General features: G+C 72.3%; 11 protein-coding genes. 10 read left to right on the forward strand and 1 reads right to left on the reverse strand.

What is annotated here, in order from left to right; translation table 11 throughout:
- The first annotated feature begins 145 nt into the window (after positions 1-145).
- Complete coding sequence (locus HA039_RS21920) at positions 146-427, forward strand: HU family DNA-binding protein (protein ID WP_003954777.1); 282 nt, start codon at positions 146-148, stop codon at positions 425-427.
- A gap of 196 nt (positions 428-623) precedes the next feature.
- Here the strand turns inward: HA039_RS21920 and murA are convergent, their stop codons facing one another.
- Positions 624-1,964 (reverse strand): UDP-N-acetylglucosamine 1-carboxyvinyltransferase, encoded by a 1,341-nt coding sequence (gene murA / locus HA039_RS21925; RefSeq protein ID WP_161307383.1) that lies wholly within the window; start codon positions 1,962-1,964, stop codon positions 624-626.
- A gap of 262 nt (positions 1,965-2,226) precedes the next feature.
- On the opposite strand from murA, the gene HA039_RS21930 reads away from it, so the two are divergent.
- From HA039_RS21930 to HA039_RS21970, 9 genes are all read left to right on the forward strand, one after another.
- Positions 2,227-2,787 carry a YqgE/AlgH family protein gene (locus HA039_RS21930; RefSeq protein WP_167032607.1) on the forward strand — a complete coding sequence of 187 codons (561 nt, stop codon included), beginning with the start codon at positions 2,227-2,229 and terminating at the stop codon, positions 2,785-2,787.
- Positions 2,788-2,897: 110 nt separating this feature from the next.
- Positions 2,898-3,197 carry a DUF3039 domain-containing protein gene (locus HA039_RS21935; RefSeq protein WP_161307385.1) on the forward strand — a complete coding sequence of 100 codons (300 nt, stop codon included), beginning with the start codon at positions 2,898-2,900 and terminating at the stop codon, positions 3,195-3,197.
- Positions 3,198-3,449: 252 nt separating this feature from the next.
- Complete coding sequence (locus HA039_RS21940; RefSeq protein WP_167032609.1) at positions 3,450-4,751, forward strand: extracellular solute-binding protein; 1,302 nt, start codon at positions 3,450-3,452, stop codon at positions 4,749-4,751.
- Positions 4,752-4,756: 5 nt separating this feature from the next.
- Positions 4,757-5,764, forward strand: coding sequence for a carbohydrate ABC transporter permease (locus HA039_RS21945; RefSeq protein ID WP_167032611.1), 1,008 nt, complete (start codon positions 4,757-4,759; stop codon positions 5,762-5,764).
- Between the two features lie 2 nt (positions 5,765-5,766).
- A complete protein-coding gene (locus HA039_RS21950) occupies positions 5,767-6,600 on the forward strand; it encodes a carbohydrate ABC transporter permease (protein WP_167037351.1) in 834 nt (277 codons plus the stop codon).
- Between the two features lie 88 nt (positions 6,601-6,688).
- Positions 6,689-8,320: a beta-N-acetylhexosaminidase gene (locus HA039_RS21955; protein ID WP_167032613.1), complete on the forward strand. Its 1,632-nt coding sequence runs from the start codon at positions 6,689-6,691 to the stop codon at positions 8,318-8,320.
- Positions 8,321-8,648: 328 nt separating this feature from the next.
- Positions 8,649-9,545: an FAD binding domain-containing protein gene (locus HA039_RS21960; protein ID WP_167032615.1), complete on the forward strand. Its 897-nt coding sequence runs from the start codon at positions 8,649-8,651 to the stop codon at positions 9,543-9,545.
- Between the two features lie 134 nt (positions 9,546-9,679).
- Complete coding sequence (locus tag HA039_RS21965) at positions 9,680-10,966, forward strand: (2Fe-2S)-binding protein (RefSeq protein ID WP_425086420.1); 1,287 nt, start codon at positions 9,680-9,682, stop codon at positions 10,964-10,966.
- The gene (locus HA039_RS21970) at positions 10,963-13,272 is read left to right on the forward strand and encodes a xanthine dehydrogenase family protein molybdopterin-binding subunit (protein WP_167032619.1); all 2,310 of its coding nucleotides are present in this window, start codon (positions 10,963-10,965) and stop codon (positions 13,270-13,272) included. The genes HA039_RS21965 and HA039_RS21970 overlap by 4 nt, the downstream gene beginning before the upstream one ends.
- The last annotated feature ends 65 nt before the right edge of the window (positions 13,273-13,337 follow it).

A 13,337-nucleotide genomic window follows, 5' to 3' on the forward strand; every position in this document is an offset into this window, starting at 1 on the left:
GCTTTCCCGCCGCTGGTGGGGGCAGGATGCGTATTCGGGCGCGAGGGTCTGTCAGCAGACCCGGGTCCGGGGACTGTCCGAGGGCCCTGGCAGCATCGGCTTCGATCTCACGCCTCACAGGCAAGAAGAACACGGGAGTAACAACATGAACCGCAGTGAGCTGGTGGCCGCCCTGGCCGACCGCGCCGAGGTGACCCGCAAGGACGCCGACGCCGTGCTGGCCGCTCTCGCCGAGACCGTCGGCGAGATCGTCGCCAAGGGCGACGAGAAGGTCACCATCCCCGGCTTCCTGACCTTCGAGCGCACCCACCGTGCCGCTCGGACCGCTCGTAACCCGCAGACCGGCGACCCGATCCAGATCCCGGCCGGCTACAGCGTGAAGGTCTCCGCGGGCTCCAAGCTCAAGGAAGCCGCCAAGGGCAAGTAACCCCACAGGCGAACTAGCACGGCACAGGGGCGGCCATCCAACCGGATGGCCGCCCCTGTGTTGTCCCCCAGAAGGCCACAGACCGGGCGTGTACGGCCCGGAACGCCCCGGGCGGCACGATGGCCCCGCCCGGGGGAGCGAGGCCATCAGCGCCGTACAGAGGGATTCCGGGGGCATGTGCCCCCGGCCGGGTGGGTCAGACCAGCGAACCGCCCGGGAGCTCGACCTTGGCCCCCAGCTCGGTGAGCTTGTCCATGAAGTTCTCGTAGCCGCGGTTGATCAGGTCGATGCCGTGCACCCGGGAGGTGCCCTGCGCCGCCAGCGCCGCGATCAGGTACGAGAAGCCGCCGCGCAGGTCGGGGATGACCAGGTCGGCGCCCTGGAGCTTGGTGGGGCCGGACACGACGGCCGAGTGCAGGAAGTTCCGCTGGCCGAAGCGGCAGTCCGAGCCGCCCAGGCACTCCCGGTAGAGCTGGATGTGCGCGCCCATCTGGTTGAGCGCCGAGGTGAAGCCCAGCCGCGACTCGTACACCGTCTCGTGCACGATGGACAGCCCGGACGCCTGCGTCAGGGCCACCACGAGCGGCTGCTGCCAGTCGGTCTGGAAACCGGGGTGGACGTCGGTCTCCAGGGCGATCGCGTTGAGCGAGCCGCCCGGGTGCCAGAAGCGGATGCCCTCGTCGTCGATCTCGAAGGCGCCGCCGACCTTGCGGTAGGTGTTGAGGAAGGTCATCATCGACCGCTGCTGGGCGCCGCGGACGTAGATGTTCCCCTCGGTGGCCAGCGCGGCGGACGCCCAGGAGGCGGCCTCCAGCCGGTCGGGGATGGCGCGGTGCGTGTAGCCGTCGAGCCGGTCGACGCCGGTGATCCGGATCGTCCGGTCGGTGTCCATGGAGATGATCGCGCCCATCTTCTGGAGCACGCAGATCAGGTCCTCGATCTCCGGCTCCACCGCGGCGTTCGACAGCTCCGTGACGCCTTCGGCCAGGACGGCCGTCAGCAGCACCTGCTCCGTCGAGCCGACCGAGGGGTACGGCAGCCTGATCTTGGTGCCGCGCAGCCGCTGCGGGGCCTCCAGGTACTGGCCGTCCGCCCGCTTCTCGATCGTCGCGCCGAACTGGCGCAGCACGTCGAAGTGGAAGTCGATGGGCCGGCCGCCGATGTCGCAGCCGCCCAGGCCGGGGATGAAGGCGTGCCCGAGCCGGTGCAGCAGCGGGCCGCAGAACAGGATCGGGATGCGCGACGACCCGGCGTGCGCGTCGATGTCGGCGACGTTGGCGCTCTCGACGTACGTCGGGTCGAGGATCAGCTCGCCCGGTTCGTCGCCCGGGCGCACGGTGACGCCGTGCAGTTGGAGCAGTCCGCGGACGACCCGTACGTCACGGATGTCCGGCACGTTGCGCAGCCGGCTGGGGCCGCTGCCGAGCAGCGCGGCGACCATGGCCTTCGGCACCAGGTTCTTCGCACCGCGAACGCGGATCTCACCCTCCAGCGGGGTTCCGCCGTGGACAAGCATTACATCGTCTTTGACGGTCATGAATCTCGCGTTCCGGAGTGGGCGGGCAGGTGGCCAAGCAAAAGGGTAAGGGGCCGGAGCCCCTGCCCCGTAAGGGCGAGGACGTCCCGAACACGTAATGAATTCGACATGACACGTTCCGTTCCACGCCCCTCGCGGAGGGTCACCGTCCCATCTTCCCGCCGCCCGGTGTCCGAGCCGCCCCGGTGCGTCGTGAGCTGCGTGGGCACGCACTGGGCCGCGCGGGGCACGGACCGGGCGAATGTGCGGGATCATGTGTCGCATGACCGAGGTGTCCTCGCTCACAGGGCGGTTGCTGGTCGCGACACCCGCTCTGGCGGACCCGAATTTCGATCGCGCCGTTGTGCTGTTGCTCGACCACGACGACAAGGGTTCTCTCGGCGTGGTCCTCAACAGGCCCACGCCGGTGGACGTGGGGGACATCCTGGAGGCCTGGGGGGACCACGCGGGGGAGCCGGGGGTGGTGTTCCAGGGCGGTCCCGTGTCGCTCGACTCCGCGCTCGGCCTCGCCGTCATCCCCGGCGACGAGGGACCACTCGGCTGGCGCAGGGTGTACGGGGCGATCGGCCTGGTCGACCTGGAGACCCCGCCCGAGCTGCTCGTACAGGCGCTCGGCTCGCTGCGGATCTTCGCCGGGTACGCGGGCTGGGGGCCGGGGCAGCTGGAGGCCGAGATGGCCGAAGGGGCCTGGTACGTCGTGGACTCGGAGCCGGGTGACGTGTCGTCGCCGCGGCCCGAGGGGCTGTGGCGGGCGGTGCTGCGCAGGCAGCGCGGGGAGCTGGCGATGGTGGCCACGTACCCGGACGATCCGTCCTTGAACTGACGCGGGGCCGCGCGCGGGGGGCGGCCCTGAGCGATGCGTGAGCGAACGGTTCCGGAGTGCATGGCCCCGGAGCCTCCGTCCGGGCCCCGTCGTGGGTACCCTTGGCGCTCATGAGCACTCTTGAGCCCGAGCGCGGGGCAGGGACGGGCACCCTCGTGGAGCCGGCACCACAGGTGTCGCACGGCGACGGCGACCACGAGCGCTTCGCCCACTACGTCCAGAAGGACAAGATCATGGCGAGTGCCCTCGACGGCACTCCGGTGGTCGCACTGTGCGGGAAGGTCTGGGTACCGGGGCGCGACCCCAAGAAGTACCCGGTCTGCCCGATGTGCAAGGAGATCTACGAGTCCATGGGCCCCGGCGGGGACAAGGACAAGGACAAGGGCGGCAAGGACAAGAGCAAGAAGTAACGGCTGGTCCTGTCCTTCGGTGACGGCCCCCCGGGCGCGCGTGTGCGCGCCCGGGGGGCCGTTCGCGTTTTGTCCGGCATGCGGGGCGGTCCGTTGCACAGGGTGCTTCGGCGGGTCACAGAGTGGTAGAGACCACTTGTCGGCGTGTTCCCGACATGCTTATCTCCTGCGAGTTGTGCAGAACGAAACGCACGTTGCGCATGCTGCAACGGATGCCCCTGTCGTCCCCACCGACCCGTAGGGAACTCCCGGATGAAGCTTTCCCGCATGGCCGCCCCGATAGCGGCACTGGTGCTCGCCGGCCTCACGGCCTCCGCCTGCGCGCCACAGACGTCCGACAACGCCGCGACGAAGGACGAGAAGAGCGGCACGCTGCGCGTGTGGCTCTTCCAGGAGGTCAACAACAAGCCCAAGGAGCAGGTCGTCGACGGCGCCGTCGCCGCGTTCCGCAAGGAGCACGCGGGCACGAAGGTCGAGATCGAGTACATCCCCGTCGAGACCCGCGCCCAGCGCATCAAGGCCGCCTTCAACGACCCGAAGAGCGCGCCCGACCTCGTCGAGTACGGCAACACCGACACGGCCGGGTACGTCAAGGACGGCGGACTCGCCGACGTCACCGAGGAGTTCGGCGCCTGGGACGAGGCCAAGGACACCGACCCCACGGCGAAGCAGTCCGTCACGGTGGACGGGAAGATCTACGGCGCGCCCCTGTTCGTCGGCGTCCGCGCGCTCTACTACCGCACCGACGTCTTCAAGGAGTTGGGGCTCGCCGCCCCCAAGTCCCAGGCCGAGCTGATATCCACGGCCAAGAAGATCCACAAGGCCAAGCCCTCCCTGTACGGGCTCGCGGTGGGCGGCGCGTACACCTACGGCGCCATGCCGTTCGTCTGGTCGAACGGCGGCGAACTCGCCGACGAGAGCGGCGGTACGTACAAGGCGGCCGTCAACAGCCCCGCCGCCCGCAAGGGCATCGCCGCCTACACCTCCCTGTTCGGCGACGACAACTGCCCGGCCGCCAAGTGCGCCGCCATGGGCGGCAACGCCACCGTCACCGCCTTCGCGTCCGGACAGGCCGCCATGGCGATCGGCGGCGACTTCAGCCACCAGGCCGTCGAGGCCGGCACGGTCAAGGGCAAGTACGCCGTCGTCCCGCTGCCCGGCGTCCAGGCCGGATCGATCGCCCCCGCGTTCGCCGGCGGCAACAACATCGGTGTCCTCAGGAGCAGTTCGCACCGCACCCTCGCCGTCGACCTGATGAAGTCGATCACGGGCAAGGACACCCAGGCCAAACTCTTCGACGCGATGGGCTTCCTGCCGACGTACACGGACGTCCTCGCGGCCTCCGCCCAGAAGCAGCCGTTTGTCGCCCCCTTCGTCAAGACCCTCGGCGCCGGGGCCAAGTTCGTCCCCGCCTCCGCGGGCTGGTCCCAGATCGACTCCTCGCTGGTCCTGCCGACGATGTTCCAGGAGATCATCAGCGGCCGTAAGGACGTCGCGGCGGCCTCCGACGACGCGGCGAAGAAGATGGACGCGGCGTTCGCGTCCGCGGGCTGAACCGGATGACGTCCCCCACCGACCACGCGCCGCGCCCCCGGTCGCCGAAGAGGCCGGAAACGGCCCTCCCGGCGACCGGGGGCAAGGCCCCGCGCCCAGGACCCCGCGGGGGCACCCGCGGCGGCCCCCGGCGGGCCGGCCAGGGCGGCTGGACCCCGTGGCTCTACCTCGCGCCCGCCCTCGTCGTCCTCGGCGGCCTGCTCGTCTACCCGATCTACCAACTGGGCCTGATCTCCTTCCTGGAGTACACCCAGGCCCAGGTCAGCGGCGGGCAGCCGACCACCTTCCAGGGCTTCGGGAACTACGCCACGCTCTTCGGCGACAGCCAGTTCTGGCAGGTCCTGCTCGCGACCGTCCTGTTCGCCGCCGCCTGCGTCGTCACCACGCTCGGCCTCGGCTGCGCCCTCGCCGTCCTCCTGACGCGCGTACGGGCCCTGCCGCGCCTCGCGCTGATGCTCGCCGCCCTCGGCGCCTGGGCCACCCCCGCGATCACCGGCTCCACCGTCTTCGTCTTCCTCTTCGACCCCGACTACGGACCGGTCAACCGGATCCTGGGCCTCGGCGACTTCTCCTGGACGTACGGCCGCTACAGCGCCTTCACGCTCGTCCTCCTCGAAGTCGTCTGGTGCTCCTTCCCGTTCGTGATGGTCACCGTCTACGCCGGCATCAAGGCCATCCCCGGCGAGGTGCTGGAGGCGGCCTCCCTCGACGGCGCCTCCCAGTGGCGCACCTGGCGGTCCGTCACCGCGCCGATGCTGCGTCCGATCCTGGTGGTCGTCACCATCCAGTCGATCATCTGGGACTTCAAGGTCTTCACCCAGATCTACGTGATGACCAACGGCGGAGGAATCGCCGGCCAGAATCTCGTGCTCAATGTCTACGCGTACCAAAAGGCCTTTGCGTCCTCGCAGTACAGCCTGGGCTCGGCCATCGGCGTGGTCATGCTGCTGATTCTGCTGGCGGTCACACTCGTCTATCTGCGGCTGCTCCGCCGCCGGGGGGAAGAACTGTGAACCTGCCGCTCGTCCGCCGTCCCTGGCGCCTCGCCGCCGAGGCATCGGCCCTGGTCATCGCCGTCGTGGTGGCGTTTCCGCTGTACTGGATGGTTCTCTCCGCGTTCAAACCGGCGGGCGAGGTCCAATCCACCCGGCCGCGCCCGTGGACCCTGTCCCCGTCGCTCGACTCGTTCCGCCGCGTCTTCCAACAACAGGAATTCGGGCGGTACTTCCTCAACAGCCTGCTGGTCGCCGGCACGGTCGTGATCGTCTCCGCGCTGGTCGCCTTTCTGGCGGCCACGGCGGTCACCCGCTTCCGTTTCCGCTTCCGTACGACCCTGCTGATCATGTTCCTCGTCGCGCAGATGGTGCCGATCGAGGCGCTCACCATCCCGCTGTTCTTCCAGATGCGCGACCTCGGCCTGCTCAATACGCTCGGCTCGCTGATCCTGCCGCATCTCGCGTTCTCCCTGCCGTTCGCGATCTGGATGCTGCGCGGATTCGTCAAGGCGGTGCCCGACGCGCTGGAGGAGGCCGCCTACATCGACGGCGCGAGCCGTACCCGATTCCTGTGGCAGATCCTCTTCCCGCTGGTGTTCCCGGGGCTGGTCGCGACGAGTGTCTTCTCCTTCATCTCGACCTGGAACGACTTCCTCTTCGCGAAGTCCTTCATCATCAGCGACACCTCCCAGTCGACGCTTCCCATGGCGCTGCTGGTCTTCTTCAAACCCGACGAGAACGACTGGGGAGGGATCATGGCGGGATCCACCGTGATGACCGTTCCCGTGCTCGTCTTCTTCGTACTCGTACAGCGGCGGCTGGTCTCCGGACTGGGCGGCGCGGTCAAGGACTGACCGGCGGAACCCGGTCACGGTCGACGATCGGCCGAAGCACCCGGTCGCGGTCGACGGCCGGCAGACACACACCCGTGAGGACCGACGCATGGACCTGATTCCCGACCCCCGGCACACCTGGCCGGCGCCCCAGGGGACCGACCCGTTCCCCCTGGACGACGCGACGACCGTCGACGCGGCCCCCGGCACCGAGGGCGTCGCCCGCTGGCTCCGTACGGCCGTCGGCGCCGCGACCGGACTGCCCCTCGCGGACGGCGCCGAGGACGGCAACAGCGTCGTCCTGGAGCTCTCCGAGGACCTGGAGCGCCGGCTCGGCCCCGAGGGCTACCGGCTCACCGCCGACGCCCGGGCGGTACGGATCGAGGGCGGCGGCCCCGCCGGGGTGTTCTGGGGCGCGCAGACCCTCCGCCAGCTCCTCGGCCCCGACGCGTACCGCGCCGCCCCGGTGGACCCCGGGCGCCTGTGGTCCGTGCCCGCGACCGTGGTCGAGGACGCCCCGCGCTTCGGCTGGCGCGGCCTGATGCTCGACGTGTCACGGCACTTCATGCCCAAGGACGGCGTCCTGCGCTATCTCGACCTGCTCGCCGCGCACAAGCTGAATGTCTTCCACTTCCACCTCACCGACGACCAGGGCTGGCGCGTCGAGATCAAGCGCTATCCGAAACTGACCGGGACCGGCGCGTGGCGCAGCCGTACCAAATGGGGACACCGCGCCTCGGAGCTCTGGGAGGAGAAACCGCACGGCGGTTACTACACCCAGGAGGACATCCGCGAGATCGTCGCCTACGCCGCCGCGCGGCATATCACCGTCGTCCCGGAAATCGATATACCGGGACATTCGCAGGCCGCGATCGCCGCGTATCCCGAACTCGGCAACACCGATGTCGTGGACACCGCCGCGCTCACCGTCTGGGACACCTGGGGCATCAACGAGAACGTCCTCGCCCCCACCGACCACACCCTGCGCTTCTACGAGGGCGTCCTCGAAGAGGTGCTCGGCCTCTTCCCGTCGACCTTCATCCACATCGGCGGCGACGAGTGCCGCAAGGAGCAGTGGAAGGACTCCGCGGCCGCCCAACTCCGCATCGAGGAGAACGGCCTGGCCAACGAGGACGAGCTCCAGGCCTGGTTCATCCACCACTTCGACACCTGGCTCACCGCCCGCGGCCGGCGTCTCATCGGCTGGGACGAGATCCTCGAAGGCGGTCTCGCGCCCGGCGCCGCCGTCTCCTCCTGGCGGGGGTACGGGGGCGGCATCGCCGCCGCCAGGGCGGGCCACGACGTGGTCATGTGCCCCGAGCAGCACGTCTACCTGGACCACCGGCAGGCGCCCGGCGAGGACGAGCCGATGCCCATCGGGTACGTCAGGACCCTGGAGGACGTCTACCGCTTCGAGCCCGTGCCCGCCGACCTCACCGAGGAGGAGGCGGCGCATGTCCTCGGCACCCAGGCCAACGTCTGGACCGAGGTCATGCAGGACCGCGCCCGCGTCGACTACCAGGTCTTCCCCCGCCTCGCGGCGCTGGCCGAGGTCGCGTGGTCCGACCTCCCGGCCTCCGCCGAGCGGGACTTCGAGGACTTCGAGCAGCGCATGACCGAGCACTACCGGCGGCTGGACGCCCTGGGGGTCGAATACCGGCCGTCCGGGGGGCCGTTGCCGTGGCAGCGGCGGCCCGGCGTGCTCGGACGCCCGATCGAGGGGCTGCCCCCGATCGTGTGAGCCGCGCGTGAGGCGCCCGCCCCGCCCCCGTGCCCCGGGGAGCCCGCGCGGCGTCTTCGCGGGCCGTTCCGCGCCGTTCCCCGGCGCCCCCGTCAAGGCCGCGTCCCGGGCCGAACGGCGGGCGCCGGCCGGGCGCGTGGGACGCCGAAGGCGGGGCGAAGCGGACCATTGCCCTGGCCGGGGACGGATCAGCCCTTCGTGGACCCTCGCGCCGGTCGGCTCCGAAGATGTGCCAGAGTTGCCACGTCCGGGCTGTGAGCACGTACGGTACGGCAACACAGGTACCGGTACGGCAACACATGCGGGACACCGGAAAGGGGCAGCTGGGTTGACCACGCACGCACCGCAGACGGCGCAGTCCGTGACGCTGCCGGCCTCGCTCGACGAGGCCGTGGCGGCGCTCACCGCGATGCCCGCCGCCGTACCCGTCGCAGGTGGCACCGACCTGATGGCGGCCGTCAACAAGGGCCTCCTGCGGCCCTCGGGACTCGTCGGCCTCGGCCGCATCAGCGAGCTGCGCGGCTGGCACTACCAGGACGGCCACGCGCTCCTCGGCGCCGGCCTCACCCACGCGCGCATGGGCAGGCCCGACTTCGCGGCCCTCATCCCCGCGCTGGCCGCGTCCGCGCGCGCCGCGGGCCCGCCCCAGATCCGCAACGCCGGGACGCTCGGCGGGAACATCGCGACCGCCGCCCCGACCGGCGACGCCCTGCCCGTCCTCGCCGCCCTGGAAGCCGACCTCGTGGTCGCGGGACCGGGCGGCGCGCGGCGCGAGATCCCCGTCACGCACCTGCTGGCCGGGCGCGAGATGCTCGCCCCCGCCGAGCTGATCGGCTTCGTCCGCGTGCCGTTGCTGCACGCCCCCCAGGTCTTCCTCAAGGCGACCGGGCGGACCGGCCCCGGCCGCGCCACCGCCTCCGTCGCCGTGGTCCTCGACCCGGCGCGGCGCGGCGTGCGCTGCGCCGTCGGGGCCATCGCGCCGATGCCGCTGCGCCCGCTGGAGGCCGAGCGGTGGATCGCCTCGCTGATCGACTGGGACGGGGCACGCGGCCTCACGCAGGAGGCCCTGGCGGCCTTCGGCGAGTACGTGGCCGCCGCGTGCGTACCCGACCCGGCGCCACCCGCCGACGGGAGCGAGCCGCCCGCGCTCGCCCCCGCCGTACTGCACCTGCGGCGTACCGTCGCCGCGCTGGCCCGGCGAGCACTGGGGAGGGCCCTGTCGTGAGCACCGACGAGCATTCCGGTACGGGTTCCGGATCCGGCCCCGGGGACCCGCGCGGCGGCTGGGAGCCGGTCGAGCACGGCGGCGAGTACGACGCCGAGGCGACCGCGTTCGTGCAGCTGCCGCCCGAGGACTTCATGGACGCGCCGCTGGCCGCGCCGGGCCACGGCTACGTACCGCCGCAGATCGTCCCGCTGACGCCCGCCGCCGACCCCTCCGTACCGGACCACATGCGCTGGCCCGAACCGCGGCAACAGGGCGGCCAGGGGCAGGTGTACGACACGTCGTACGACCCGCGCGCCACCGGGCACTGGAACTTCACCGACGCCGGGCAGCCGGGGCAGCCGCAGCAGGGCCCCGGGCAGGCGCCCGCGCAGGGGCAGGGCGGCGGGACGGACGGCCGGGGGAGCGCCCTCGCGGGCGGTTCCGGGCCGGGCCCGAACGCGCCGTCCGAGCTGACCGGCGAGTGGACCATCCCGGTCGCCCAGGGCGACCTTCCCGACGAGTCGGGGGAGTTCAGCGCCTCCGTCCTCGCCGCGCAGTGGGGCGGCGGCACCCCGCCCGCGACCCTGCCCGGCGGCGCCGCCGCCCCCTGGGCGCCGCTCCCGGGGACCGACGCCTACGCCGACGCGCCGGACGCCCCCGCTTCCCCGGACGCCTCGCCCGAGCCGGGGCCGGACGCGGCCGGGGACGGTTCCCCGGCGGACGCCGCCGACACCGCCGCGCCCGAGGCCGACCCCGTACCCGACGCGGACGCCGAGCCCGCCCTCCTCACCAGCAGCAACAACAGCGCCGAACACCCCGGCGGCTCCTACGTCCTGCGGGTCAACGGCGCCGACCGCCCCGTCACCGACGCCTGGATCGGCGAGTCCCTCCTGTACGTGCTCCGCGAGCGCCTCGGCCTCGCCGGCGCCAAGGACGGCTGCGCCCAGGGCGAGTGCGGCGCCTGCAACGTCCAGGTCGACGGCCGGCTCGTCGCCTCCTGCCTCGTCCCCGCCGCCACCGCGGCCGGCTCCGAGGTCCGTACGGTCGAAGGCCTGGCCGTCGACGGCGAACCCTCCGACGTGCAGCGGGCGCTGGCCAAGTGCGGCGCGGTGCAGTGCGGCTTCTGCATCCCCGGCATGGCCATGACCGTGCACGACCTCCTGGAGGGCAACCACGCCCCCACCGAACTGGAGACCCGGCAGGCGCTGTGCGGCAACCTCTGCCGCTGCTCCGGCTACCGGGGCGTCCTCGACGCCGTGAACGAGGTCGCCGCCGAGCGTGCCGCGAGCGCGGAGGCGGCCGCCGCCGCCTCCGAGGAAGCCCGCGTCCCGCACCAGGCGTCCCCGGGAGCCGGCGGCGCGCAGCCCGCGCGGCCCGACTCCCACGCGAACCCCCACTCGCCCGCGAACTCGCACTCGCACGACGGAGGCATGGCGTGAGCAACGACGCGGCCACCGGGACACCGACGCTCGACGGCCCCCGGCAGGAGCCCCCCGCGCACGGCCTCGGCGCCTCCCTCGCCCCGGCCGACGCCCGCGCCAAGACCGAGGGCACCTTCCCGTACGCGGCCGACCTGTGGGCCGAGGGCCTGCTGTGGGCCGCGATCCTGCGCTCCCCGCACCCGAGCGCGAGGATCGTCTCCATCGACACCTCCGCCGCCGCCGAGATGCCGGGCGTCCGGGCCGTCGTCACCCACGAGGACGTCCCCGGCGACTCGGCGTACGGCCGCAGGGTCGCCGACCGCCCCGTCTTCGCCTCGGAGGTCGTACGGCACCACGGCGAGGCCATCGCCGCCGTCGCCGCCGACCACCCCGACACCGCGCGGATGGCCGCCGCCGCGATCGCCGTCGAGTACGAGATCCTCGACCCGGTCACCGACCCCGAGAAGGCGTTCGCCGCCGAGGCGCTGCACCCCGACGGCAACCTCATCCGCCACATCCCGCTGCGCTACGGCGACCCCGGCGTCCAGGGCGAGATCGTCGTGGAGGGCCTGTACCGCATCGGCCGCCAGGACCCCGCCCCGATCGGCGCCGAGGCCGGCCTCGCGGTTCCCAGACCCGACGGTGGGGTCGAGATCTACACCGCCTCCACCGACCCGCACACCGACCGCGACCTGGCCGCCGCCTGCTTCGGCCTGGACCCCGAGCGGGTCAAGGTCGTCGTCACCGGAGTCCCCGGCGCCACCGGCGACCGCGAGGACCCCGGCTTCCAGATCCCGCTGGGCCTGCTCGCCCTGCGCACCGGCTGCCCCGTCAAGCTCGCGGCCACCCGCGAGGAGTCCTTCCTCGGGCACGCCCACCGCCACCCCACCCTGCTGCGCTACCGCCACCACGCGGACAGCGAGGGCCGCCTGGTCAAGGTCGAGGCGCAGATCCTCCTCGACGCGGGCGCCTACGCCGACGACTCGTCGGAGTCCCTCGCCGCCGCCGTCGCGTTCGCCTGCGGCCCGTACGTCGTCCCGCACGCCTTCATCGAGGGCTGGGCCGTCCGCACCAACAACCCGCCGTCCGGGCACGTCCGGGGCGAGGGCGCCATGCAGGTCTGCGCGGCCTACGAGGGCCAGATGGACAAGCTGGCCGCCACCCTCGGCCTCGACCCGGCCGAGCTGCGCCTGCGCAACGTCCTGGCGACCGGCGACATCCTGCCGACCGGCCAGACGGTCACCTGCCCGGCGCCGGTGGCCGAACTGCTCCAGGCCGTACGGGACTTCCCGCTGCCCGCCCTGCCCAAGGACACCCCGGAGGCGGCCTGGCTGCTGCCCGGCGGGCCGGAGGGGGCGGGGGAGCCGGGCGCGGTACGGCGTGGCGTCGGCTACGCGCTCGGCATGGTCCACATGCTCGGCGCCGAGGGCGCGGACGAGGTCTCCACGGCCACGGTGAAGGTCCACGACGGCGTGGCGACGGTCATCTGCGCCGCCGTCGAGACCGGGCAGGGCTTCTCGACGCTGGCCCGGCAGATCGTGCAGGAGACGCTGGGCATCGAGGAGGTCCACGTCGCCTCGGTCGACACGGACCAGCCCCCGGCGGGCCCGGCCGCGCACGGGCGGCACACCTGGGTCTCGGGCGGGGCCGTCGAGCGGGCGGCCAAGATGGTCCGTACCCAACTGCTCCAGCCCTTGGCCCACAAGTTCGGCATGTCCACCGAGCTGCTCCAGATCACCGACGGCAAGATCACCTCGTACGACGGGGTGCTGTCCACCACCGTCACGGAGGCGATGGACGGCAAGGAGCTGTGGGCGACCGCGCAGTGCCGCCCGCACCCCACCGAGCCGCTCGACGAGTCGGGCCAGGGCGACGCGTTCGTCGGCCTCGCGTTCTGCGCGATCCGGGCGGTCGTGGACGTCGACATCGAGCTGGGCTCGATCCGGGTGGTGGAGATGGCCGTCGCCCAGGACGTCGGCCGCGTCCTCAACCCGGCGCAGCTGGCGACCCGTATCGAGGCGGGCATCACCCAGGGCATCGGTACGGCCCTGACGGAGAACCTCCGTACGACCCGCGGCCTGGTCCGCCGCCCCGACCTCACCGGCTACGCGCTGCCGACGTCCCTGGACGCCCCGGACATCCACATCGTCAAGCTCGTCGAGGAACGCGACGTGGTGGCTCCCTTCGGCGCCAAACCGGCGAGCGCGGCCCCGGTGGTCACGTCCCCGGCCGCGGTCGCCTCGGCGGTCCGCGCCGCCACGGGCCGCCCGATCAGCCGCCTCCCGATCCGCCCCCAGGCGGCGGTGGCGGTACCGGGGGCGTAGGGCGGCGCCCTCCGTCGGCTCGCTCGCGTGGTCCATGTCACCGTGTCCGGCCCGGTGACGCGGGC

The organism is Streptomyces liangshanensis, from assembly GCF_011694815.1.
GTDB classification, from domain to species: domain Bacteria; phylum Actinomycetota; class Actinomycetes; order Streptomycetales; family Streptomycetaceae; genus Streptomyces; species Streptomyces liangshanensis.